The organism is Geodermatophilus dictyosporus (assembly GCF_900115505.1).
In the GTDB taxonomy this organism is placed as follows: domain Bacteria; phylum Actinomycetota; class Actinomycetes; order Mycobacteriales; family Geodermatophilaceae; genus Geodermatophilus; species Geodermatophilus dictyosporus.
On record NZ_FOWQ01000001.1, the window covers coordinates 126451 to 149666 of the forward strand.

General features: G+C 76.4%; 26 protein-coding genes. 14 read left to right on the plus strand and 12 right to left on the minus strand.

Going from position 1 to position 23216, the window contains the following annotated elements:
• The first annotated feature begins 37 nt into the window (after positions 1 to 37).
• Both BMZ33_RS00625 and BMZ33_RS00630 read left to right on the plus strand, forming a co-directional pair.
• Positions 38 to 1459, plus strand: coding sequence for an NADP-dependent succinic semialdehyde dehydrogenase (locus tag BMZ33_RS00625; protein ID WP_091106768.1), 1422 nt, complete (start codon positions 38 to 40; stop codon positions 1457 to 1459).
• A gap of 103 nt (positions 1460 to 1562) precedes the next feature.
• Positions 1563 to 2147 (plus strand): hypothetical protein, encoded by a 585-nt coding sequence (locus BMZ33_RS00630; RefSeq protein ID WP_091106771.1) that lies wholly within the window; start codon positions 1563 to 1565, stop codon positions 2145 to 2147.
• Positions 2148 to 2213: 66 nt separating this feature from the next.
• On the opposite strand, the gene BMZ33_RS00635 is transcribed toward BMZ33_RS00630, so the two are convergent.
• From BMZ33_RS00635 to BMZ33_RS00650, 4 genes are all read right to left on the minus strand, one after another.
• Positions 2214 to 2594, minus strand: a complete 381-nt coding sequence (locus tag BMZ33_RS00635) for a hypothetical protein (RefSeq protein WP_091106773.1) — start codon at positions 2592 to 2594, stop codon at positions 2214 to 2216.
• 92 nt (positions 2595 to 2686) lie between these two features.
• Positions 2687 to 3601, minus strand: a complete 915-nt coding sequence (locus tag BMZ33_RS00640) for a hypothetical protein (protein WP_091106775.1) — start codon at positions 3599 to 3601, stop codon at positions 2687 to 2689.
• Positions 3598 to 4383 carry an MEDS domain-containing protein gene (locus BMZ33_RS00645; protein ID WP_091106777.1) on the minus strand — a complete coding sequence of 262 codons (786 nt, stop codon included), beginning with the start codon at positions 4381 to 4383 and terminating at the stop codon, positions 3598 to 3600. Before BMZ33_RS00645 ends, BMZ33_RS00640 begins: the two co-directional genes overlap by 4 nt.
• Positions 4380 to 5108, minus strand: coding sequence for an ANTAR domain-containing protein (locus BMZ33_RS00650; RefSeq protein ID WP_169063698.1), 729 nt, complete (start codon positions 5106 to 5108; stop codon positions 4380 to 4382). Before BMZ33_RS00650 ends, BMZ33_RS00645 begins: the two co-directional genes overlap by 4 nt.
• Positions 5109 to 5340: 232 nt before the next feature.
• On the opposite strand from BMZ33_RS00650, the gene mscL reads away from it, so the two are divergent.
• Together mscL and BMZ33_RS00660 are read left to right on the plus strand one after the other, a co-directional pair.
• Positions 5341 to 5751, plus strand: a complete 411-nt coding sequence (mscL, locus tag BMZ33_RS00655; RefSeq protein WP_091106779.1) for a large conductance mechanosensitive channel protein MscL — start codon at positions 5341 to 5343, stop codon at positions 5749 to 5751.
• Between the two features lie 70 nt (positions 5752 to 5821).
• On the plus strand, positions 5822 to 6652 hold the full coding sequence (locus BMZ33_RS00660; protein WP_091106781.1) for an alpha/beta hydrolase: 831 nt from the start codon (positions 5822 to 5824) through the stop codon (positions 6650 to 6652).
• A gap of 10 nt (positions 6653 to 6662) precedes the next feature.
• Here BMZ33_RS00660 and BMZ33_RS00665 read toward each other — a convergent pair whose 3' ends face one another.
• From BMZ33_RS00665 to BMZ33_RS22900, 4 genes are all read right to left on the minus strand, one after another.
• The gene (locus BMZ33_RS00665) at positions 6663 to 8312 is read right to left on the minus strand and encodes a Na+/H+ antiporter (RefSeq protein ID WP_091106784.1); all 1650 of its coding nucleotides are present in this window, start codon (positions 8310 to 8312) and stop codon (positions 6663 to 6665) included.
• A 58-nt stretch (positions 8313 to 8370) separates the two neighbouring features.
• The gene (locus BMZ33_RS00670; RefSeq protein ID WP_091106786.1) at positions 8371 to 9360 is read right to left on the minus strand and encodes an LLM class flavin-dependent oxidoreductase; all 990 of its coding nucleotides are present in this window, start codon (positions 9358 to 9360) and stop codon (positions 8371 to 8373) included.
• A 114-nt stretch (positions 9361 to 9474) separates the two neighbouring features.
• The gene (mftD, locus tag BMZ33_RS00675) at positions 9475 to 10716 is read right to left on the minus strand and encodes a pre-mycofactocin synthase MftD (RefSeq protein WP_091106788.1); all 1242 of its coding nucleotides are present in this window, start codon (positions 10714 to 10716) and stop codon (positions 9475 to 9477) included.
• Between the two features lie 166 nt (positions 10717 to 10882).
• Positions 10883 to 11134, minus strand: coding sequence for a hypothetical protein (locus BMZ33_RS22900; RefSeq protein WP_169063699.1), 252 nt, complete (start codon positions 11132 to 11134; stop codon positions 10883 to 10885).
• Between the two features lie 63 nt (positions 11135 to 11197).
• Between BMZ33_RS22900 and BMZ33_RS00680 the strand changes: the two genes are divergently transcribed.
• From BMZ33_RS00680 to BMZ33_RS00710, 7 genes are all read left to right on the plus strand, one after another.
• Complete coding sequence (locus BMZ33_RS00680; RefSeq protein ID WP_091106791.1) at positions 11198 to 11698, plus strand: winged helix-turn-helix transcriptional regulator; 501 nt, start codon at positions 11198 to 11200, stop codon at positions 11696 to 11698.
• 55 nt (positions 11699 to 11753) lie between these two features.
• The gene (locus tag BMZ33_RS00685) at positions 11754 to 12455 is read left to right on the plus strand and encodes a dienelactone hydrolase family protein (protein WP_280139175.1); all 702 of its coding nucleotides are present in this window, start codon (positions 11754 to 11756) and stop codon (positions 12453 to 12455) included.
• Entirely contained in the window at positions 12452 to 13564 is a 1113-nt protein-coding gene (locus tag BMZ33_RS00690) for a CaiB/BaiF CoA transferase family protein (RefSeq protein WP_091106795.1), read from the plus strand. Before BMZ33_RS00685 ends, BMZ33_RS00690 begins: the two co-directional genes overlap by 4 nt.
• A gap of 47 nt (positions 13565 to 13611) precedes the next feature.
• Positions 13612 to 14376 carry a crotonase/enoyl-CoA hydratase family protein gene (locus BMZ33_RS00695; RefSeq protein WP_091107785.1) on the plus strand — a complete coding sequence of 255 codons (765 nt, stop codon included), beginning with the start codon at positions 13612 to 13614 and terminating at the stop codon, positions 14374 to 14376.
• Between the two features lie 60 nt (positions 14377 to 14436).
• Positions 14437 to 15582, plus strand: coding sequence for a thiolase family protein (locus BMZ33_RS00700; protein WP_091106797.1), 1146 nt, complete (start codon positions 14437 to 14439; stop codon positions 15580 to 15582).
• A 60-nt stretch (positions 15583 to 15642) separates the two neighbouring features.
• On the plus strand, positions 15643 to 16455 hold the full coding sequence (locus tag BMZ33_RS00705; protein ID WP_091106799.1) for an acyl-CoA thioesterase: 813 nt from the start codon (positions 15643 to 15645) through the stop codon (positions 16453 to 16455).
• A gap of 78 nt (positions 16456 to 16533) precedes the next feature.
• Positions 16534 to 17133: a YceI family protein gene (locus BMZ33_RS00710; protein ID WP_091106802.1), complete on the plus strand. Its 600-nt coding sequence runs from the start codon at positions 16534 to 16536 to the stop codon at positions 17131 to 17133.
• 9 nt (positions 17134 to 17142) lie between these two features.
• On the opposite strand, the gene BMZ33_RS00715 is transcribed toward BMZ33_RS00710, so the two are convergent.
• From BMZ33_RS00715 to BMZ33_RS00725, 3 genes are read right to left on the minus strand one after another with little or no spacing between them, the layout of a single operon-like run.
• Positions 17143 to 17691, minus strand: a complete 549-nt coding sequence (locus tag BMZ33_RS00715) for a dihydrofolate reductase family protein (protein ID WP_091106804.1) — start codon at positions 17689 to 17691, stop codon at positions 17143 to 17145.
• Complete coding sequence (locus BMZ33_RS00720; RefSeq protein ID WP_169063701.1) at positions 17688 to 18611, minus strand: helix-turn-helix domain-containing protein; 924 nt, start codon at positions 18609 to 18611, stop codon at positions 17688 to 17690. The genes BMZ33_RS00715 and BMZ33_RS00720 overlap by 4 nt, the downstream gene beginning before the upstream one ends.
• 55 nt (positions 18612 to 18666) lie before the next feature.
• Positions 18667 to 19278, minus strand: a complete 612-nt coding sequence (locus tag BMZ33_RS00725; RefSeq protein WP_169063702.1) for a TetR/AcrR family transcriptional regulator — start codon at positions 19276 to 19278, stop codon at positions 18667 to 18669.
• Between the two features lie 58 nt (positions 19279 to 19336).
• Between BMZ33_RS00725 and BMZ33_RS00730 the strand changes: the two genes are divergently transcribed.
• The 3 genes from BMZ33_RS00730 (at position 19337) to BMZ33_RS00740 (ending at position 22281) form a co-directional block, all read left to right on the plus strand.
• The gene (locus BMZ33_RS00730) at positions 19337 to 19744 is read left to right on the plus strand and encodes a RidA family protein (protein WP_091106807.1); all 408 of its coding nucleotides are present in this window, start codon (positions 19337 to 19339) and stop codon (positions 19742 to 19744) included.
• A gap of 95 nt (positions 19745 to 19839) precedes the next feature.
• Positions 19840 to 21384, plus strand: coding sequence for an MFS transporter (locus tag BMZ33_RS00735; protein WP_169063703.1), 1545 nt, complete (start codon positions 19840 to 19842; stop codon positions 21382 to 21384).
• 36 nt (positions 21385 to 21420) lie between these two features.
• Positions 21421 to 22281: an NAD(P)-dependent oxidoreductase gene (locus BMZ33_RS00740; RefSeq protein ID WP_091106809.1), complete on the plus strand. Its 861-nt coding sequence runs from the start codon at positions 21421 to 21423 to the stop codon at positions 22279 to 22281.
• Positions 22282 to 22426: 145 nt separating this feature from the next.
• Here the strand turns inward: BMZ33_RS00740 and BMZ33_RS00745 are convergent, their stop codons facing one another.
• Positions 22427 to 23134 (minus strand): ANTAR domain-containing protein, encoded by a 708-nt coding sequence (locus BMZ33_RS00745; protein ID WP_091106811.1) that lies wholly within the window; start codon positions 23132 to 23134, stop codon positions 22427 to 22429.
• Positions 23135 to 23216 lie beyond the last annotated feature (82 nt).

A 23216-nucleotide genomic window follows, 5' to 3' on the forward strand; every position in this document is an offset into this window, starting at 1 on the left:
GCGTGCAGCCCGCACGCCGCGGACGGGAGGGACCGACATGGCCATCGCGACGATCAACCCGGCCACCGGCGAGACGCTCAAGACCTACGAGCCGCTGACCGACGACGCCGTCGACGAGCGGATCGGGCGGGCCGTCGAGGCGTTCCGCGCCTACCGGCTGACCAGCCCGCAGGAGCGCGCCGGCTGGCTGCGGGCGGCCGCCGACGTCCTCGACGCCGACGCCGACGCCGTCGCCGAGCTCATGGTCACCGAGATGGGCAAGACGCTGGCCTCGGCGAAGGCGGAGGTCGGCAAGTGCGCCAAGGGGCTGCGCTACTACGCCGAGCACGGCCCGGCGATGCTCGAGCCGCGGCCGGCCGACGCCGGCGCCGTCGGCGCCGAGGACGCCTACGTGGTGCACCAGCCGATCGGTGTGGTGCTGGCCGTCATGCCGTGGAACTTCCCGCTCTGGCAGGCCATGCGGTTCGCCGCGCCGGCCCTGATGGCGGGCAACGTCGGCCTGCTCAAGCACGCGAGCAACGTGCCGCAGACCGCCCTCTACATCGAGGAGCTGTTCCGCAAGGCCGGCTTCCCCGCCGACGTGTTCCAGACGCTGCTGGTGGGCTCGTCGGCCGTGGAGCGGGTGCTCCGCGACGACCGCGTCGCCGCCGCGACCCTCACCGGCAGCGCCCCGGCCGGGCAGTCGGTCGCCTCGATCGCCGGTGACGTGCTCAAGAAGACGGTGCTCGAGCTCGGCGGCAGCGACCCCTACATCGTCATGCCGTCGGCCGACCTCGACCGCGCCGCCGAGGTCGCCGTCACCGCGCGGTGCCAGAACAACGGGCAGAGCTGCATCGCGGCCAAGCGGTTCTTCGTGCACCGCGACGTCGCCGAGGAGTTCACCCGGCTGTTCGCCGAGAAGCTGTCGGCGCTCGTCGTCGGCGACCCGATGGCCGAGGACACCCAGGTCGGCCCGCTGGCCACCGAGTCCGGCCGGGAGGACGTCGAGAAGTACGTCGCCGACGCCGTCGGGAAGGGCGCCACCGTCGTCACCGGCGGCGAGCGGGTCGACGGGCCCGGCTGGTTCTACCGGCCGACCCTGCTCACCGGCGTCACCCCCGAGATGGACCTCTACGCCGAGGAGGTCTTCGGCCCGGTCGCGGCGCTCTGGACCGTCGACTCCCTCGAGGAGGCCGTCGAGATCGCCAACAGCCACCCCTACGGCCTGGGCAGCAACCTGTGGAGCGAGGACGAGCAGGAGCGGTCGACCTTCATCCGCGACGTGCAGGCCGGCATGGCGTTCGTCAACGGGATGGTCACCAGCTACCCCGAGCTGCCCTTCGGCGGGGTCAAGCAGAGCGGCTACGGCCGCGAGCTGACCGAGCTCGGCATGTACGAGTTCACGAACGCCAAGACCGTGTGGATCGGCCCGCGCAGCAGCCAGCAGGCGGAGGGCACCACGGCCAGCGCCTCGGAGTGAGCCGGCCGGGCCGTTTCCCCGCTGCGTGCGGCGGGGTAGCGGTCGCAGGACGCGACCGGGCTCCTGAGCAGAGGGACGTCGACGGCGCTCGACAGGAGGACCGATGACGACGACGACCGACAACCGCTTCGTGGTCCAGGCGGTGCACGACCTGGGTACCGCCCTGTGGTTCGGCGGCTCGGTGATGGGCATCGCCGGGGTGAACAAGTCCGGCAGCGACCTCACCACGGGGATCGACAAGGTCCGGGTGGCCAGCTCGGCGTGGAGCCGCTTCCAGCCGGCGCAGTTCGGCGGGATCGCGGCCACGCTGATCACCGGCCTGCAGCTGACCCGCTCGAACTCCCAGCGGCTCGCGCTGCAGAAGGGCTACGGCTCGGTGGGCGCCCTCAAGGCGGCGCTGACCGTGGCCGGTGCCGGGGCCACCGCCTACGCCGCCTACTCCGGCGCGCAGATCGGCAGGCTGGCCGAGCAGGCGGCCAAGAACGGCGCCCTCGAGGTCAAGGACGCCACCCTGCCCTCGGCCGGCACGCCGCCGGAGATCAAGAAGTGGCAGGCGCGGCAGCGGGTCACCCAGGCCGCCGTCCCGGCACTGGCCGGCGCGGTCATCGTGTGCAACGCCTGGCTGGTGCAGTCCTACCGGCTCGGCTCGACGGTCAAGGGCCTGCTCGGCCGCATCCTGCCCGACTAGCAGGAGGACCCTCCTGCGGGGTCTGCCACCTCACCGGCCCGGTCCCCGCAGGGGGCCGGGCCGGTGTCACGTCCGGGCGGTGACCCGCACCCACTGGCCGCCGTCGCCGGCCGGGCGGGCGTCCAGGCCCGTGGCGGTCGCCGCGGCGGCGGCCAGCGCGAGCCGGGCGTCGGCCCCGCGCAGCGGCAGCAGCGGCGCCGGCAGCAGCACCTCCACCGTGAGGCCGTGGGCGCCGGCGACGGCGCGCACCGGCCGGGCGCCGTCACCGGCACCGGAGCGGGCGGCGCCGGCGACCAGGACCTCCGACACCAGCAGCACGAGCTCCTCGGCGGCGGCGGGCGGGCACCCGGCGGCCGCGGCCCGCTCGCGCACCCACGCCCGCACCTCGGCCGGCCGCCGCACGTCCGCCGTGCCCACGACCACGTCGCCGCCCCCGCGCTCGGTCACTCCTCGACCACCCCCCTCGGCAGCAACGACGGCGGCCCGCACGGGGTGCGGAGCTCCGGCGCGCCGTTGTCGAGCCGTGACCGGAGCCCGGGTCAGGCGCGGTCGGGCGGCTCGGACCGGACGAGGAACCGGGCGCCGCCGCCCTCGGGCAGCGCGGCGAGCGTGACGGCCGGGGACACCTTGCCGGCCAGCCACAGCATGAGCAGCCGGCGGTCGGCGGGCACCATCGAGGGCAGCAGCAGCTCGCACGGCCTGCGGGTGAGCACCTCGCAGACCACGGCCGGCCCCGCGTGGTGCAGCCGCACCGGGACACCCGCCGGCTCGCCGTCGAGTGCCGCCGCGGCGATCACCGCCTCGTGCAGCACCAGCACCAGCTCGTCGCGCCGCGGCTCGCTCAGCCCGGCCTCGGCCAGCCGGTCGTGCCACCAGCGGCGGTTGTGCGCGGGGGTGTCCGGGTCCAGCACCGCGGCGGTGACCGGCACGGTGTCGCTCGGGGCGGCGGCCAGCGTCAGGTCGGGGTTGGGCAGGTCCAGGCCGTCGAGCCACAGCACCGGGTGGGTGCCGCGCGCCATCGCGACGCAGTCCGCCGGCGCGGCGGCGCTGTCGACCAGGCAGGTCACCGCCAGGGGCGCCGCGCTGACGGCGGCGGTGGTCGCCTCCTCGGCGCGGCGCCACTCCGCGACGTCGCCCACCGGGCGCTGGCACAGCACGGCGACCGGCCCGCGGGCGCCGCGGGAGCGGTGCCGCAGCCAGTCCTCGACCAGCACGTCGATCGGCGACTCGAGCAGCGCCTGCGGTGCGGCGAACTCCACCGCGGCGTCCGGCACGTGGGCGCTCAGCACGCGGCGGACGGCGTCCTCCACGTGCGCCACCACCGGCGCGCCCGCCGACAGGGCCTGGCGGCACAGCTCCGCCGCGATGGCGCCGGCCTGGGCGGCCCCCTCGTGGAACGCGCACCGGTGCACCGGCGCCAGCACCGCGCCGGGGTCCGGGCCGAACGTGGTCACCGCGCGCTCCCGCTCCCGTCGGCCTCGGGCAGCTGCACGGAGCGGCCGGGGTGGCGGGCGATGAGCAGCCGGACGAGCCGGGAGGTCAGCCGGGAGGCGCCGAGCAGCACCAGTCCGGGCGGACCGGCCGCGGCGGCGACCAGCGAGTCGGCCGCGCCGACGTCGAGGAAGCGCAGGTCGGCCACGTCCCAGGTGGCGGGCCGCCCGTCGCCCCGCGGCGTGGCCCGCAGCACCGCCCGCAGCGCGTCGGCGTTGCCCGAGTCGAGCTCCCCGGCCAGGCGCAGGCCACCCGGCGTCCGGGTCAGCCGGAACGTGCCGTCGTCGTAGAGGGCGGTCGCGTCCACCTCGTGGTCGTGCGCGGAGGCCAGCGACGCCGTCTGCCCGGGCGCCAGCAGGTGGCGGAAGTAGGGGCACAGCACCGTCAGGGGCACCTGGGCGGCCAGCTCGGTGACCACCTCCTCGAACGGGTTGGCACCCGCGCTCAGCGCACCGCTGAACCGGACGCCCGGGTAGCCCTCGGCCAGGGCCCCGGTGACGTAGCCGGGCAACCGGGCGGGGTCGGGCGGCACCACCCGCACCGCCGTCGTCGCGCTCGGCTCCCAGGTCTGCGGGACCACGCCCGCCCGCCGCAGCCGCGCCCACAGCCGCGGTTCCCGCGTGCCCAGACCGGTGAGCAGCACGCACTCACCGGCGCGCACCCCCTCGACGACGAAGTCGCCGACCACCTGGGCGTGGGCCTCCTCGCTGTCGAGGACCACCCAGTCGTGCCGCCCGCGGCTCACCGGCCGTCGTCCGCGGTCCCGGGGTCGCCCGGCGCCTCCCCGGTCTCGGTGACCAGCGCGGCGACGTCGCGCACCTTGCGGTGGGTGTCCTGCGAGGCGCGCACGAGGATGCCGAAGGCGGCGTCGGCGGTGATCCGGTACCGCTCCATGAGCACTCCCTTCGCCTGGCCGATGACGTCGCGGCTGGCCAGCGCCACGGCCAGGTGCTCGATGCGCTGGACCGAGCGCAGGGCCAGGGCGGCGTGCGCGGCCACCGGGAGCAGCGCCGTCCGCCCGGGCACCTCGCCGGCGGCGTACACCGACAGCGCCCCGATCACCTCGCGTCCGGTGTCCAGCGGCAGGCAGGTCGCCGCCCGCAGCCCCGTGGCGGCCGCGGCGCAGGCCAGCTGCGGCCAGCGCGGGTCGCGGGTGAGGTCGGCGCTGCCCGCGGGCGTGCCGGCGAGCGCCTCGAGCAGCGGACCGTGGCCGCCCGCGACCTGGGCGGCGTCGACGGTGGCCGCCCGGTCGGAGCTGGCGACCGGGTCGCGGGGCCGGTGCCCGGCCCCGCGCAGCACCACCGAGACGGCGGCGCCGGCCGGCAGGAGCGCGGCGAGGTCGGTGACCACCGCGCGCACGGCGGCGGCGGCGTCGTCGGCGGCGTGCCAGCGCGCGGCGGCGGCGGCCAGCCAGCCGTCCAGGTCGGGACGGGGGCCGAGGAGGCGGGGTCTCGTCGTCGCAGGGAGCACAGGTCCTCCGAGCCGGTGGTCTCCCGGCGTCATCGCGCGCACTGGTCCGTGGCATCGACCCAGTGGGGCACCGCTGTCCCGCGATGGTGCCACTCGGGGAGGCGACACGCCCGTGTCCCGGCGCAGTTCCGACCTGTGGCCCGTCCCGGCGGCGCGGGCCGTCGCCCCCCGGCCGCGCGGGCCCGCGCCGGCCCCCTACGCTCCGGCTCCTCGGACCGGCTGGGAGGGACCCGTGCGCACTCTGCTGACCAACTTCCGCAACTTCGCCTTCTCCGGCAGCCTCGTCGACCTGGCCGTCGGCCTGGCGATCGGGGCCGCCTTCGCCACGGTGGTCGAGTCGCTGGTGGGCGATGTCATCCTGCCGCTGGTGGCCGCCGTCTTCGGCCAGCCGGACTTCACCGCACTGGTGCTCACGGTCAACGGCGCGCAGATCCGCTACGGCTCGTTCCTGACCGCGCTGGTGTCCTTCCTGCTGCTGGCGGTGACGATCATGTTCCTCGTCCAGGCCATCCGCCGGGCCACCGGCCGCGAGACCGCCGGTGCCCAGGGCAACCGGGAGTGCGACCACTGCAAGAGCTTCATCCCGGTCGACGCGTCGGTCTGCATGTTCTGCACCCGGGACGTCGAGCCGGTCGTGCCCTGACCGCCGGGCCGCGGGGTCCGGCCCGCGGGTTAGCCTGCGCGCCGGTGAGCAGCACCGACGAGGAGGACGCGTGACCAGACACGGCCAGGGGACGCTGCCGACGGGCCAGTACTGGCAGGGCTGGACGGTGCCCGACCCGGTCGGCGTGGTCGTGCTGGTGCACGGCGCCCACGAGCACGGCGGCCGCTACGCCCACGTCGCCCAGCGGCTGGGGGAGGCCGGCTACGCGTCCTACGCCCCCGACCACCCCGGCCACGGCCGCTCACCCGGCCGGCGTGGCGACATCGTCGGCCTGGACGCCGCCGTCGGGGGCGTGGCCGCGACCGTCCGGGCCGCCGCGGACCGGCACCCCGGCGTGCCCCTGTTCGTCTACGGCCACAGCCTGGGCGGGCTGGTCGCGCTGCAGTACCTCACCGGCGAGCCGCACGAGCGGGTCGCCGGCGGCGTGGTCTCCGCGCCGGCCCTCGACACCAGCACGGCCACCCCGGTGCAGCGGGTGGTCGCGCCGCTGCTCGCCCGGGTGGCGCCGGGCCTGGGCGTGCTCACCCTCGACGCGGAGACGGTCAGCCGCGACCCGCAGGTGGTGGCCGACTACCGCACCGACCCGCTCAACCACACCGGGAGGATGGTCGCCCGCACCGGCCACGCGATCATGACCGGCGCGGCCGGCATGCCCGGCCGGCTGCGCGGCCTGCGGCTGCCGCTGCTGGTCCTCCACGGCGGCGACGACCGGCTGATGCCGCCGTCGGCCAGCGAGGTGGTGCGCCGGCACGCCGGCTCGCCCGACCTGACGGTGCGCGTCTACGACGGGCTCTACCACGAGCCGCACAACGAGCCCGAGCAGGACGAGGTCCTCGCCGACGTCGTCGCCTGGCTCGACGGCCACGTGCCGGCCCGCTGACCACCCGGCGCTACGCGGGCCGGGAGGGCAGCAGGTTCTCCTGGTGGTCGAGCTCGCGCTCCAGGGTGCGCAGGCCCTCGTCGGGCAGCCGGCCGAGGTCGCGCCAGCGCAGCAGTTCCTCGCGCTCGGCGTCGATCACCGCCCGGCGCACCCGCAGCGCCGCCTCGTACCGCGGCGACATCGGGATCTCGCCCTCGGCCTCGCTGAGCACCTCCAGCCGCCGTCGGTAGCGGTCGAGCCGCGTGCGCAGGGCGCCGCGCACCGACTCGATCGCGGCGTCGTCGACGTGGTCGTGCTGCTCGGCCTGCAGCTCGTCGAGCCGGGTCAGCCCGGCCTCGACGGCGGCGACGCGCGCCTGGTTGCGCAGCCGGGCGCCGTCGGCCGCGTCGGCCCGCAGTCCCAGTCGGCGGACCAGCGGGGCGAAGGTGGCGCCCTGCCCGACCAGCGTGACCAGCACGGCGAGGAAGGCGCAGAACAGCAGCAGGTCGCGGGCGGGGAACGGCTCCCCGGCGTCGGTGGACAGCGGCAGCGTGAAGACCGCCGCCAGGGTGATCACGCCGCGGGTGCCGGCCCAGCTGAGCACGGTGATCTCCCGGCCCGACAGCTGCCTCGGGACGGTGCGCGGGTCGCCGTCCTCGGCCTCGGGGCCGGCGCCCAGGCGCAGGTGCAGCGCCTGCGGGGCGTGCTCGGTGAGCCACAGCCACAGCGGCCGGACCAGCAGGACCCCGCCGACGGTGACCGCGGCGGCGACGACGACGGTCGAGGGCGCGTACTCGCCGAGGCCGCCGATGACCGCGGGCAGCTGGTTGCCGATGAGCAGGAACACCACGCCCTCGAGCAGGAAGTCGACCAGCCGCCACACCGCGTCGGTCTGCAGCCGGGTGGCGCCGGAGGTCCAGTAGGGCGCGTTGTGACCGATGACCAACCCCGCGACGACGACGGCGAGCACGCCCGAGACGTGCACCGACTCGGCCAGCAGGTAGGCGGCGAACGGCGTGGCCAGCGAGATCGCGTTCGACGACAGCGGGTCGCGGCGCAGCCGGCGCAGCGGGCGGATGCCGTGGGCGACGGCCAGGCCGGCCAGCACGCCACCGGCCGCCGACAGCGCGAACTGGCCCAGGGCCGACCAGGTGGAGAAGCCGTCACCGGTGGCCGCGGCGACCGCGACGGTGAGCAGGGTGAGCGCGGTGGCGTCGTTGAGCAGGCCCTCGCCCTGGATCAGCGTGACCAGCCGCGGCGGCAGCCCGACCCGCCGGCCCACGGCCAGCGCGGCGACCGGGTCCGGCGGGGCGACCGCGGCGCCGAGCGCGACGCCGGCGGCCAGCGTCGCCCCGGGCACCCACAGCGCGAACCCGACGCCGACCACCATGGCGGTGACCAGCACCAGCAGCACCGAGAGGCCGACCACCGTGCGCAGGTTGTCGCGGATGGCGATCAGCGAGGAGTCCAGCGCCGCGCTGTAGAGCAGCGGCGGCAGCAGGACGGCGAGCACGAACTCGGGGTCGAGGGCCAGGTTCGGCCCGGGCAGCAGCCCGTAGACCAGCCCGGCGACGGTGAGCAGCGCGGCCGACGGCAGGCCGGTCCGGTCGCCCAGCCACCGGGCGGCCACGACGACCGCGACGCCGGCCAGGACGAGCAGCAGGACGGTCTCGGGGTGCACCGCGACATCCTCCCCGAGGCGGTTCCCGATCCCCGGCAGGTGCGGTCCGGGCGCCGCGCTACGCCGGTACGGAGGACATCGCCTCGGCGACCAGGGTGACCGAGCGGAGCCGCTCCTCGGTGCCCGGCGCCTGGTGGGCGACGATCAGCTCGTCGGCGTCGGCCAGCCGGGCGAAGGCGGTGAGCTGCTCGCGCACCTCGGCGGGGGTGCCGACGGCGGTGTGGGTGAGCATGCGGTCGACGTGCACGCCGGCGCCCGAGGCCAGCAGCAGGTCGGCCTCGTCGTCGGTCAGGTCGCGGCCCTGGCCGAACAGGCCGACGGCCAGCCGCCGCCGGGTGGCCTCGCGTGCCGCCCGGGCCGTCTCCGCCGAGTCGGCGGCGATCGCGTTGACGCCGGCGATCACGTACGGGGCGTCGAGCTGCTCGGAGGGCCGGAAGTCGCGCCGGTAGGCGGCCACCGCGGGCTCGAGGGCCTGCGGGGCGAAGTGCGAGGCGAAGGCGTAGGGCAGGCCCAGGGCGGCGGCCAGGCCCGCGCCGAACATCGACGAGCCGAGCACGTACAGCGGCACGTCCGACCCCCGGCCGGGGACGGCCTCGACGCCGGGGACGCGGGAGTGGCCGGTCAGGTAGCCCTGCAGCTCGAGCACGTCCTGCGGGAAGCGCTCGGCGGAGGCCGCGTCGCGGCGCAGCGCGTACATCGTGTTCTGGTCGGAGCCCGGCGCCCGGCCCAGGCCCAGGTCGATCCGCCCGGGGTACATCGCCTCGAGGGTGCCGAACTGCTCGGCGATGGTGAGCGGCGAGTGGTTGGGCAGCATGACGCCGCCGGCGCCGAGCCGGATGGTCGAGGTGTGCGCGCCGACGTGCGCGATCAGCACGCTGGTGGCCGACGACGCGATGTGGCGCATGTTGTGGTGCTCGGCGTACCAGACCCGCCGGTACCCGGTCTCCTCCGCCCGCTGCGCCAGCGCGACGCTGGCGGCGATGCTGCTGCCGACCGTCTCGCCGCGGGCGACGGGGGCGAGGTCGAGCACGGACAGCGGGATCTGCACGGGGGTACCTCCGGGACGGTGCGCGTTCGTTGCGGTGCACGTCGGTTGCGGTGCACGTCGGTTGCGGTGCACGTTGGTTGCACGGTGCAACGCGACCCGCCCCGGAGGATTCCCTCAGGCGGGCTGGACCTTGCGGGTCCGGGTGCGCGGCTGGGTGGTCTCCACCGGCGCGTCGGGCTCGGCGACACCGAGGCGCCGCTCGAAGCCGGGCGGGACGACGACGTCGTCGCGGGAGATGTCGGCGGTGGACTCGCGGGCCAGGCCGGTCAGCGCCGAGCCGAGGCCGTCGCGCAGGAGGTCGAGCACGTTCTCCACCCCGGCCTGGCCGTTGGCCGCCAGTCCCCACAGGTAGGCGCGGCCGATCATCACGGCCTTCGCGCCCAGCGCCAGGGCCTTGGCGACGTCGCTGCCGCGGCGGATGCCGCCGTCGAGCAGCACCTCGACCTGGTCGCCGACGGCCTCGGCGACCGCCGGGAGGGCGCGGATGGGGGCGGGGGTGCCGTCGAGGTTGTTGCCGCCGTGGTTGGACACCGAGATCGCGGTGACGCCGGCGTCGACGGCCCTCCTGGCGTCGTCGACGCGCATGACGCCCTTGAGCATGAACGGCCCGTCCCACTGCGACCGCAGCCAGGCGACGTCCTCCCACGACGGCATCGGCGACTGCATCCACATGCCGTAGGCGCCGAAGAAGGTGGGCGCCTCCTCCCCGGGGGTGGCGACCATGTTGGGCACGGTGAGGTCGGGGATGCGCCCGGTGCGGGCGAAGTCGAGCAGCCAGCGCGGGCGCACGAGCACCTGCGGGGCGTACTTCCGGGCGGCCTCGAAGTCGATCTTCGACGGGATGAACGGGCTGCCCCAGTCGCGGCCGTAGGCGAACGACCAGTCGAGGGTCGCGATCATGCCGACGACACCGGCCCGCCGGGCGCGGTCCATGCGGGCGAGCATCTCGTCGCGGGTGCCCACCCAGTACATCTGGAAGAACGTCCTCGGGTTGGCGGCCACGACCTCCTCCACCGGCTTGCTGGCGAAGGAGGACAGGCCCATCGCCACGCCGCGGGCGGCGGCGGCCCGGGCGACGGCGACCTCGCCGTCGGGGTGCACCGCCTGCACCCCGGTGGGGCTGATGAGCACCGGCATGGAGACGTCCTGGCCCATCACCCGGGTGGTCATCTCGCGCTTGTTCGACAGGCCGGCGGTGTGCGGGGCGAAGCCGAGCTCCTCGAAGGCGCGCAGGTTGTCGTCGGCGCTCAGGCCCTTCTCCGAGCCGGCCACCAGCGCGCCGTAGACGCCCTTGGGCAGCCGCCGCTTCGCTCTGCGCTGGGCCTCGGCCACCGTCTCGAACCACGCGTTCGCCACCGTCGTCTCCGTTCGGTCGGACCGCCGGGACCCACCCGGCTGGCACTGAGTGCCACCCTAGCGGCGCGAGCATGACGCAGACCACACCCGGAGACGGCACGGCCCCGGAGCCGTGGGGCTCCGGGGCCGGGTCGGGAGGTGCGCCGCGGCGGGGCGGCGCGGCGGCTCACCGGCGGGCGGCGAGGGCGGCGATCTCGTGCGCCGACTCCAGCGTCGGTGCGGTGGCGAGGGCGCGGGCGATCTCGCGGTCGTCGCGGCGGCGGGCGCGGGCGGCGCGGGCGGCGATGAGGGCGGTGCGCAGGCGGGTCATTTCGGGTCCTCCCCGGTCGTCGGACGACGGCGCGAGCCGGCGTCCCGGCTCCTGCCGGCGGGCCCCCAGTACGGCGTCGATGACGGCTCCGAACTGCTGGGTCTGCATCTCCAACCATCCTCTCGGCGGCGTGGTTCGTCAACCGAACCCAGCGTGACCTAGGCTGCACCGGTGACCGCCACCACGCCGGACCCCGGTCAGGACTTCGACCGGGCGCGCTGCTCGGTGGCCGGGACCCTGGCCGTCGTGGGGGAGAAGTGGAGCCTCCTGGTGCTGCGGGAGGCCTTCCTCGGCGTCCGCCGCTTCGCCGACCTGCAGCGCGCCCTCGGCGCGCCGAGGGCGGTGCTCACCGACCGGCTCAACCGGCTGGTCGCCGAGGGGCTGCTGGTCCGGGTGCCCTACCGGGCGCCGGGGGAGCGCGAGCGGCACGAGTACCGGCTCACCGACCGGGGCCGCGACCTGCACCCGGCGCTGGTCGCGCTGATGCAGTGGGGCGACCGGTGGCTGGCCGGCGACGGCGCCCCGCCGCTCGCGCTCACCCACCGCGACTGCGGCGCGCCGGTGTCGCTCGGGCTGCGCTGCGCGGCCGGCCACGACGTCGGCGGCCCCCGCGAGGTGACCGCGACCCCGACGGGGCGGCCCGCCGAGACGCCGGACACACCTGCGGGCTAGCGTCGGCGGCGCCCGCTGCGCCGCGACCAGGGAGGCCGTCCTGCCCACCACCGAGATCCCCGGCGGCGCGAGCACGCCGCGGCTGCGCGCCCACCTCGCCGTGCCGCCCGTGGGCGAGGGGCCCTGGCCCGGGGTGGTGGTCGTCCATGAGGTCTTCGGGCTGACCGACGACGTCCGGCAGCACGCCGACCGGCTGGCCGCGGCCGGCTACCTCGCGCTCGCCCCGGACCTGTTCTCCGCCGGTGGCGCGGTGCGCTGCCTGCGCTCGACGTTCCGGTCCCTCGCCCGCGGGGAGGGCCCGGCCTTCGGTGACCTGGAGGCCGCGCGGCGGTTCCTCGCCGGGCGCGAGGACTGCACCGGCCGGGTCGGCGTCCTCGGCTTCTGCATGGGCGGGAGGTTCGCGCTCTACGGCGCCACCCGCGGGTTCGACGTCTCCGCGCCCAACTACGGGCCGCTGCCGGCCGACCTGGAGCAGGTGCTGCGCGGCGCGTGCCCGGTGGTGGCCAGCTACGGGCGCCGCGACGTGGCGCTGCGCGGCGCGGCCGGCCGGCTGGCGGCGGCGCTCGAGGCGGCCGGCGTCGAGCACGACGTCGTCGAGTACCCCGACGCCGGGCACTCCTTCCTCAACCGGCACGACGTCGGGCCGTTCTCCGTGCTGGAGCGGATCGCCGGCCTGTCCTTCCACCAGCCCTCGGCCGAGGACGCCTGGGGGCGGATCCTGCGCTTCTTCGACCGGCACCTGCGGGCCCCGGCGTGAGCGCCGGCGGGACCGGCCCGCTGGCGGGGCTGCGCGTCGTCGAGCTCGGCGGCATCGGCCCCGGGCCGCACGCGGCGATGGTGCTGGCCGACCTCGGCGCCGACGTCGTCCGGGTGGAGCGGCCCTCCGGTGGGCTGTCCGTGGGCGCCGGCGGCCGCGACGTCGTGCTGCGCGGGCGGCGCTCGGTGGCCGCCGACGTCAAGACGCCGGAGGGCCGCGAGCTCGTGCTCGGCCTGGTGGACCGGGCCGACGTGCTGCTCGACGTCTTCCGGCCCGGGGTGGCCGAGCGACTGGGCCTGGGCCCCGACGACTGCCTGGCCCGCAACCCCGGGCTGGTGTTCGCGCGGATGACCGGGTGGGGGCAGGACGGGCCCTGGGCCGACCGCGTCGGCCACGACGTCAACTACCTGGGCCTGACCGGCACGCTCGCCGCCCTGGCCCGCCAGGGCGAGTCGCCGCGCTTCCCCATGAACCTGGTCGCCGACTACGGCGGCGGGTCGATGCTGCTGCTGGTCGGCGTGCTGGCCGCGCTGCACGAGCGGTCGCGCTCGGGCCGCGGGCAGGTGGTCGACGCCGCGATGGTCGACGGCGTGGCGCTGCTGTCCCAGCTCATGTGGTCGCTGCGCGGCCAGGCGGCGTGGTCGGACCGGCCGGGCACCAACCTGCTCGACGGCGGCGCGCCCTTCTACGACGTCTACCGCTGCGCCGACGGCGGCCACGTGGCGGTCGGCGCGCTGGAGCCGCAGTTCTACGCGGCGCTGCTCGCGGGACTGGGCCTGCCCGCCGAGGAGCTGCCCCCGCAGATGGACCGGGCCGGCTGGCCGCGGCTGCGGGCGCTGTTCGCCGGGGCGTTCGCCAGTCGGCCGCGCGAGCACTGGGAGCGGGTCTTCGACGGCACCGACGCCTGCGTCACCCCGGTGCTCGACCCGGCCGAGGCCGCCGCGCACCCGCACCTGGCCGGGCGCGGCACGCTGGTCGAGGTCGACGGCGTGCTGCAGGCCGCACCCGCGCCGCGCTTCTCCCGGACGCCGGCGGGCCCGCCCGCGCGGCCGCCGGCCGGCCCGGCCGACGCGCAGGCCGTCCTGGAGGAGTGGTCGCGCCCCCGCTGACGGGGGCGCAGGAGCCGCGGCCCGCCGCGGAGGAAGGGGCCCGCCCCGTGACCGAGCCCGTACTGGTGGAGCGCCGCGGCGCCGTCCAGGTCATCACCATCAACCGGCCCGAGGCGAAGAACGCCCTCGACGGCGCGGTGGCGCAGGCGGTCGCGGCCGCCGTCGACGAGCTCGACGGCTCCGACGAGCTGCGCGCCGGCGTGCTCACCGGCGCCGGCGGCACCTTCTCGGCCGGCATGGACCTGAAGGCGTTCCTGCGCGGCGAGCGGCCCGCGATCGAGGGCCGGGGGCTGTGCGGGATCACCCAGACCCCGCCGCGCAAGCCGCTGGTGGCCGCGGTCGAGGGCTGGGCGCTGGCCGGCGGGTTCGAGCTGGTGCTCGCCTGCGACCTCGTCGTGGCCGGCCGCTCGGCCCGCTTCGGCGTGCCCGAGGTGACCCGGTCGCTGGTGGCCGCGGCCGGCGCGGCGCTGTTCCTGCCGCGGCGGGTCCCGTACGCGGTGGCCATGGAGATGCTGCTGACCGGCCGGCCGATCGACGCCGAGCGGGCGGCCGCCGTCGGGCTGGTGAACCGGGTCGTCGACGAGGGCGGGGCGCTGGACGCCGCCGTCGAGCTCGCCGAGGTGGTCGCGGCCAACGGGCCGCTGGCGGTGGCGGCCACCAAGGAGATCGCCCGGCACACCGCCGACTGGACCGCCGAGGAGGGCTGGGCGCGGCAGCAGGAGCTGATCGAGCCGGTGTTCTCCTCCGAGGACGCCCGGGAGGGTGCCACCGCCTTCGCCGAGCGCCGCACGCCGGTGTGGCGGGGGCGCTGACACACCTGCGGCGAGTGCTCGTAGTGTGCCGGGCACCACAGCCGGTCGAGGGGAGCAACGATGCGTGATGCGGTGATCGTCGAGGCGGTGCGCACGCCGGTGGGCAAGCGCAACGGCGGGCTGTCGGGTGTGCACCCGGTCGACCTGTCGGCGCACGTGCTGACCTCGCTGGTGCAGCGGGCGGGCGTCGACCCGGCCGAGGTGGACGACGTCATCTGGGGCTGCGTGTCCCAGGTCGGGGAGCAGACCTTCGACATCGCGCGGACCTCGGTGCTGGCCGCGGGGTGGCCGGAGTCGGTGACCGGCGTGACGGTCGACCGGCAGTGCGGCTCGTCGCAGCAGTCGGTGCACTTCGCCGCCGCCGGGCTGGTCGCGGGCCACTACGACGTCGTCGTCGCCGGTGGGGTGGAGTCGATGTCGCGGGTGCCGATGGGCACCGCCCGGGCCGGCGCCGACCCGTTCGGCGAGGGCTTCCGCGCGCGCTACGGCGGCGCGCAGATCAACCAGGGGCTCGGCGCGGAGACGATCGCCGAGCGGTGGGGCCTGTCGCGCCAGCAGTGCGACGAGTTCTCCGTGGCCTCGCACGAGAAGGCCGCCGCCGCCCGCGCCGAGGGCCGCTTCGACGCCCAGATCGCCCCGGTGACGACCCCCGACGGCACGGTCGTCAGCCAGGACGAGGGCATCCGCGAGTCCACCGTGGAGAAGCTCGGCACGCTCAAGACGGTGTTCAAGCCCGAGGACGGCGTCATCACCGCCGGCAACTCCTCGCAGATCTCCGACGGCTCGGCCGCGCTGCTGATGACGACGTCGGAGAAGGCCGCCGAGCTGGGGCTGAGGCCCGTCGCGCGGGTGCACACCGCGGTGCTGGCCGGCGCCGACCCGGTGGTCATGCTCACCGCACCGATCCCGGCCACCCACAAGGCGCTGGCGAGGTCGGGCCTGTCGATCGACGAGATCGGCGCCTTCGAGGTCAACGAGGCCTTCGCCCCGGTGCCGCTGGCCTGGCTGGCCGACCTCGGCGGCGACGCCAAGGCGCTCAACCCCAACGGCGGCGCGATCGCGCTCGGCCACCCGCTCGGCGGCTCCGGTGCGCGGATCATGACCACGCTGGTGCACCACATGCGCGACAACGGCATCCGCTACGGCCTGCAGACGATGTGCGAGGGCGGCGGCCAGGCCAACGCCACCATCCTCGAGCTGCTGTAGTCCGCGCGGCCCGGGTCCGCCCCGAGGGGCGGACCCGGGCCGCGGCTACGTTGACCCGTCGTGCAGCAGACAGCCGGCGCCCCGACGGTCACCGACGTCCTCACCCTCGAGGAGGTCGACCGGGACCTCTACCGCAGCCTGCTGGTCTTCGCCGACCCGTTCCCGCTCTACGGCGGCCAGGTCGCCGCGCAGGCGCTGCTGGCCGCGGGGCGCACCGTCGCGCCCGACCGGCTCCCGCACTCGCTGCACGGCTACTTCCTGCGCGCCGGCGACGCCGCCCGGCCCACCGTCTTCCGCGTCGAGCGCGACCGTGACGGCGGCTCGTTCTCCGCCCGCCGGGTGGTGGCCGTCCAGGGCGGCGAGGTGGTGCTGTCGATGTCGGCGTCGTTCCAGGCCCCCACCGCCGGCCCCGACCTCCAGGTGTCCGCGGCGCCGGCGGCCGAGGCGCCGGAGGACTGCCCGCCCTTCACGCTGCCTCGGCTGTTCTCCATGGAGAGCCGCCGTCCGGCCCAGCCGTACGCGGGCGCCGCCTGGCCCACCCGCTTCTGGTCCCGGGCCACGGTGCCGCTGCCCGGCGACCCGCTGCTGCACGCCTGCGTGCTCACCTACCTCTCCGACATCGGCACCGGCCTGTCCGCGCTGCCCGAGGACGAGGCGTCCCCGGGCCCGACCCTGGACCACGCGCTGTGGTTCCACCGGCCCGCCCGGCTCGACGAGTGGGTGCTGGTGGACCTGGTGCCGGCGACCGTCTCCGCCGGTCGCGGCTGGTACACCGGCTCGATCACCACCCGGGACGGCGTGCTGGCCGCGAGCCTGACCCAGGAGACGCTGTTCCGCCCGGGCCGCAACCCCTTCCGCCCCGGCCCGGGGTGAGCCGCACGGAGCCCGCCCGTGTGCCGGGCGGGACGATCGGCGAGGATGGGTGGTCACCGAGGGGGGAAGGACGGACCCGTGGCCAAGCACCGCGCACCTGACAGCGGTCCCACCGACTTCGACGCGGCGACCACCGCGCTCGTCGACGTCACCGGCGACTACACGATCGACGTCGCGCACACCCGGATCGGCATCCGCGCGCGGCACGCCATGGTGACGACGGTGCGCGGGGCCTTCACCGACTTCTCCGGCGAGGCGCACCTGGACACGGCCGACCCGTCGGCCAGCAGCGTCACCATCCGCATCCGGACGGCGAGCATCGACACCGGCCAGGCCGACCGTGACGCGCACCTGCGCTCGCCGGACTTCCTCGACGTCGAGCGCTGGCCCGAGATCGTGTTCCGCTCCACCGACGTCGAGCAGGTCGAGGACGACGTCTACGAGGTGGCCGGGGACCTCACCATCCGCGACGTCACCCGGCCGGTGTCGGTGGAGTTCACGCTCACCGGCTCGGCGAAGGACCCCTTCGGCAACACCCGCGTCGGCTTCGAGGGCGCGCTGGCCATCAAGCGCAGCGACTGGGGGCTGACCTGGAACACCCCGCTGGACACCGGCGGGGTGCTGGTCAGCGACCGCATCCAGGTCGAGTTCGACGTCTCGGTGATCCGAAGCGCCTGAGGCGCGGGGTCAGTCGGGCCGGACGACGTCGTAGCGGACGACGGCGAACTCGCCGTTCTGCGCGACCTCCCGGGTCACCAGCTCCACGTGCGCCGGCAGCAGCGGCATCCCGGCGCCCAGGGTGACCGGCGCGATGGAGACGACGACCTCGTCGAGCAGCCCGGCCCCGGCGAACCGCGCGGCCACCGGCCCGCCGCCGACCACCCACACGTCGAGGTCGCCGGCCGCGGCCACCATCTCGGCGTGCAGGGCGCGCAGCTCCTCGTCGGTGTCGGCGGCGGTGAACCGGATGTCGGCGCCGTCGTAGGGGGTGAGCTCCCGGTGGGTGAGCACCCAGGCCGGCTGCGTGTAGCTCCACGCGTCCGGCCCGCCGTGCTCGCGCACCCACTCGTAGGTGGAGGCGCCCATGACCAGCGACCCGACGGACTTCTCGAACGCCTGGTAGCCCATCGGCCCCTCGTGGTCGGCCTCCCGCGAGAGCAGCCAGTCCAACGAGTGCTCCCGGCTGGCGATGAAGCCGTCGAGCGTGGTGGCGGTGTAGTAGACGGTGCGGGTCATCGTTCCCTCCGGGAGAGCCACTCGATGGGGTCGCCGGCGTCGGCCGCGACGCCGGCCGCGCGCAGCCAGTGCCGGGCCAGCAGCCGGCGGTGCGCGGAGAAGGTGAGCACGTGCGCCACGACGCTGCCGAGCACGAAGCTCTCCGGCGGCTCGCACAGCGCGTCGACCAGCCGGTCGTTCCAGGCGCCGCGGCGGGCGACGTCGCGGACGACGGCCAGCCAGCGCGGGGCGACCGCGTCGTGCCGCTCGAGCAGCGCGACCGCGTCGTCGGCGCCGCGCACCGGGTGGTCGGCGCCCTCGACGGAGGCGACCCAGACCTCGAGGCTCCAGACGAGCGTGTCCAGGACGGCGGCCAGCGTCTCCTCCGGGCCGTCCCAGGGCAGCACGGTCAGCCCGGGGGAGCGGACCCGCCGGTACTCCTCGTCCGGCAGGCCCTTCGCCAGCTCCAGCAGGGCGCGGGTGTCCTCGACGCCGTGGTGCACCATCAGCGCGGTCACCGCGTCGCCGCCGCGGCGCACCGGCTCGTCGCTGACCCACAGCGACGACGGCGGGTGGAAGTGCAGCCCGTTCGGCGCGGGCAGCCAGTGCGCGTCGCGCCCCCCGGTCGCCGGGTCGGGGGAGCCGGGTGTGCGGCCGTAGGCACGGGCGAAGGCGCGGCTGAAGCCCTCCACCGACTCGTAGCCGGCGGCGAAGGCGACCTCGGTGACCGAGGCGCCCTGGCGCAGCTGCCAGGCGGCGCGCTCGAGCACCACCCGGCGGCGCAGCGCCACCGGGGACTCCCCGGCGCCGCCCGACACCTGCCGGCTGAAGTGGAACGGTGAGGCGTAGGCGTCGCCGGCCATGTCCGACAACGTCCGGTTGTCCTCGTCGAGGACGGCGTCGAGCAGTTCGCGGAGGCGGTCGCGGCCCGGTGGTGTCACGCCGTCGAGTCTGGCGACCCGGGCGGCCCCGGCGCCCGACCGTTCTTGCGCTGTGTCAGCCGGCCGCCCACGCGCGCTCGACCGACGCCCGGCAGCGGTCGGGCTCGTCGCCGGCCGCGGTGAGCAGCGCGACGGCGGTGCGCGTGGCCAGCGGCGCCAGGCCGCCGGCCGGCAGCACGCCCTGGACGACGAGCGAGACCAGCCCGTGCCCCGCGGCCCAGTACTGCGTGGCGAGGGCACGCGGGTCGGTCGCCGGGGAGAGGCGTCCCTCGTCACGGGCGCGGGCGACGGCGTCGACCAGCCGGTCGAAGGTGGCGTCGGCGGCCAGGGCGTCGGCGAGGTCGGCCCGGGCGTCGAACATCGCCCGGTACAGCTCCGGCGCGTCCAGGGCGTTGCGCGCGTAGGCGACGCCGAGGGCGACCAGGTCGTGCACCGGGTCGGCGGTGCGGGGGACGGCGGCCAGCCGCCCGGCGAGGCGGGTGAAGCCCTCCTGCCGGACGGCGCTCCACAGCCCCGGCATACCGCCGAAGTGCGTGTAGACGGCCATGGTCGAGGCGCCCGTGCCCTCGACCAGGGCACGCAGCGTCACCGGCTCGCGGTCGGCGAGCATCCGCGCCGCCCGCTCGACGAGCAGCGTGCGCACGGCCGGGTCGGGTCGTCGGGGCACTGGACGAGTATGACATAGCAGCGCTATGTTATGGCCCCGTGATCCACCAGGAGGAACTATGACCGTCGAGCTGATCGACCCGCCCGGCCTGCCCGTCCCCGGCGTCTACCGGCAGCTGGCCGTCGCCCGCGGCAGCCGCACCGTCTACCTGGCCGGCCAGGTGGCGCGGACCGCCACGGGGGAGCGGGTCGGCCCCGGCGACCTCGCTGCCCAGGTCGAGCAGGCCTACCTCAACGTGGCCACCGCGCTGGACGCCGTCGGCGGCAGCTTCGACGACGTCGCGAAGGTGACCCTCTACGTCGTCGACTGGCACCCGTCGAAGCTCGCGGCGCTCGGGGAGGGCGTGAGCCGCGCGCAGGAGCGGCTCCAGCGCGACCTGACCCGGCCGGTGACCCTGCTGCCGGTGGCCGCCCTGGCCGAGCCGGACCTGCTCGTCGAGGTCGATGCCACCGCAGTGCTGGACTGAGGGGCACCGCACGGCGGCGGAGGCCTCCGGGCGCCGGGCGGCGGGTGTCGGTCACGCACGACCGGGTAGGGCACCTCGTCGTGCCACCCCGCTCCGTGACCGACGCCCCCCGCACCTCGTCCGGCGGTCCGGAGGAGTACCGCCCCGACCCCAAGCGGTGGAGCGCGCTGTCGGTCACCCTCGTCGTCGGCTTCATGAGCCTGCTCGACGTGAGCATCGTGTCGGTGGCGCTGCCCTCGCTGCAGCGCGACCTCGGCGCCAGCCCGGCCACCGTGCAGTGGGTGGTCTCCGGGTACGCGCTGACCTTCGGGCTGATGCTCGTCCCCGCCGGGCGGCTGGGCGACGCGTTCGGCCGGCGCCGGCTGTTCCTCCTCGGGCTGGCCGCCTTCGTCGTCGCCAGCGCCGCGGCCGGGGCGGCGCCGTCGGCCGGCTGGCTCGTCGCCGCCCGCCTCGTGCAGGGACTGGCCGCCGGGTGCCTGGCGCCGCAGAACTCCGCGTTCATCCAGCAGCTGTTCCGCGGCGCCGAGCGCGGGCGGGCGTTCGGCCTCTTCGGTGCCACCGTCGGCATCTCCACCGCCGTCGGGCCGGTCGCCGGCGGGGCGATCCTGGGCCTGGCGTCGGGGCCGGACGGGTGGCGGTGGCTGTTCTACGTCAACGTGCCGATCGGCGTCGTCGCCTTCCTGCTCGCCCTGCGGCTGCTGCCGCGCGGCGGGTCGGGCGGCCGCGGCCGGATCGACGTCGTCGGCGTGCTGCTGCTCGGCGCCGGGGCGCTGGCGGTGCTGTTCCCGCTGGTGCAGGCGGAGTCCGGAGGGCTGTCCCGGCTGTGGTGGCTGTTCGTCGTCGGTGCGCTGCTGCTCGCGGTGTTCGCCGCCTGGGAGCGCCGGGTGGTCGCCCACGACGGGCAGCCGGTTTTCGACCCCCGGCTGGTCACCCGGACCCGCGGCTACGGCATCGGCGCCGCGCTGGGCACGGTGTACTTCGTCGGCTTCAGCGGCATCTGGCTGGTCTTCGCGCTGTTCTTCCAGACCGGCCTGGGCTACACGCCGCTGGAGTCCGGGCTGGCGGTGACGCCGTTCGCCCTCGGCTCGGCGGGCTCGGCCGTCGTCGCCGGCCGGCTGGTGGAGCGCCACGGGCGGCGGCTGACGGTGTACGGCCTGGTCGGCGTGATGGTCGGGCTCGCCGCGGCCGCGGTCGTGCTGCTGCTGGTGCCGCCGTCGGCGGCCGGCTGGGCGATCGCGCCGGCGCTGCTGGTCGGCGGCCTCGGCGGCGGGTTCGTCATCTCGCCCAACATCACGATGACGCTGCGCGACGTGCCGGTGGCCATGGCCGGCTCGGCCGGTGGCGGGCTGCAGACGGCGCAGCGCTTCGGGGCGGCCGTCGGCACCGCCGCGCTGCCCGGCCTCTTCTACCTGGTGCTCTCGGCCACCGGCGACGACTACCCGGTGGCCGCGGCGGCGGGCCTGTGCGTGTCCGTCCTGGGCGCCGCCGCCGCGCTGGTCCTCGGGGTGGTCGACCTGCGCCGCAACCGCGCCGAGGAGCGGGACGGCGCCGACCGCGTCGCGGACGACGGCGGCCCGGTGCCCGACGAGCGGCACGGGCCCGACGGCGTGCACAGCCACGGCCACGCCTGGCACGGCTGACCTGCGCCCGCTCCCCGCGCCGCGCAGGATCGGGGCATGACGGACCTGACGGTGGCGGTGCTCGGGACGGGGACGATGGGCGCCGGGATGGTGTCCTCGCTGCGGCGGGCCGGCCTGCCCGTGCGGGTGTGGAACCGCGACCCGGCCAAGGCGCAGGCGCTCACCGACACCGGCGCGGAGGCGTTCGGCTCGCCGGCCGAGGCGGCCGCGGGCGCCGACGTGGTGCTCACCATGCTGATCGACGCCGACGCCGTGCTCGACGTCGTCCGGCAGGCCGCCCCCGCCGCCGGGACCACGTGGCTGCAGACCTCGACCGTCGGCGTCGAGGGCGCCGACCGCACCGTCGTGGCCGCCCGCGAGCTGGACCTCGTGCTCGTCGACTGCCCGGTGCTCGGCACCCGGGAGCCCGCCGCGAGGGGCGCGCTCACCCTGCTGGCCAGCGGGCCGGAGGAGGCCCGCGAGCGGCTGGCCCCGGTCCTCGACGCGCTGGGCTCGAAGACCGTCTGGCTCGGTGAGGCCGGTGCCGGCAGCCGGCTCAAGCTGGCCTGCAACTCGTGGCTGTTCATGCTCACCACCGGCGCCGCGCAGGCGATCGAGCTCGCCCGCGGCCTGGGCGTGGACCCGCAGCGCTTCCTCGACGCGATCGAGGGCGGGCCGGTCGACTCGCCCTACGCCCACCTCAAGGGCGGCCTGATGCTGTCGGGCGAGTACCCGCCGAGCTTCGCCCTCCCCGGCGCCACCAAGGACGCCCGGCTCATCCGCGACGCGCTGCGGAGCGCCGGGGTCGCCGACCGGCTCACCGCCGCGGTGCTGGCCACCATGGAGGCCGCCACCGAGCGGGTGGGCGACCCCGGCGCGGTGGACCTGGCCGCGGTCGTCGAGGGCCTGCGCGGCTGAGCGGGCGCTCCCGGGAGGACACGGAGAGCGCGGACGCCGTCGCGCAGGGACACTACGAGGAGCCGTCGTGACCCTCCGGGGGGCCGTGGTGGTCAGGTCCCGCCACTCCAGACGCCGGGTGGCGGGACCGCCCCGGCACCGACGCTCAGACCGGCGGGAACTGCCCGGTCTCCACCACGTGCACGGCGACGTCGCGCAGCTTCGTGTTGGTCTGGTTCGACACCCGGGTCAGCGCCTCGAAGGCCTGCGTCGCGGTCAGCCGGTAGCGCTCCATCAGGACGCCCTTCGCCTGGTCGATCACCGCCCGGGAGTCCAGCGCCACCTGCAGGTGCTCGGCCAGCTGGGCGGTCCTGGCGTAGAGCAGCGTGTTCCCCACGGTGACCGCCGCGTGCGTGGCGAACCGCTCGGCGCTCGCCCGCAGCCCGGTGTCGGCCTGCAGGGCCGGCTGCAGGTAGAGGTTGAGCCCGCCGGGCACCGACCGGCCGGCGGGGAAGCCCGCCGACACCAGCCCCCGCCGGTCGGCGGCGACCGCCGCCCGGGCCAGCTCGGGCCAGCGCCGCTCGGACGCCGCGTCGGGCAGGACCCGGACCTCGCCCGTGGTGGCCGCGTCCAGGCACGCCCCCCGCCCGGCGCGGTACTGCACCGCGTCCAGGTCGGCCGCCACCTGGGCGCTGGTCCCCACCGTGCTCGCGCCGTCGGTGCCCACGACGGTCACCGAGACCGCCGGCTGGCCGCCCAGCGCCTCGGTGGCCAGGCCGGCCACCTGCTCGAGCACCAGGGGCAGCGGCCGGTCGACCGGTACCAGGCCGAGGTCGAGGAGGACGCCGGGGAGCCGGCCGTCCGCGGGGTTCACGCGAGTCACTCCGAGCAGGCGGTGCCGGCAGCGGGAGCCGGCTGGGGACGTCGGGTCCCGGCTGCTGCAGGACCCTCGGACG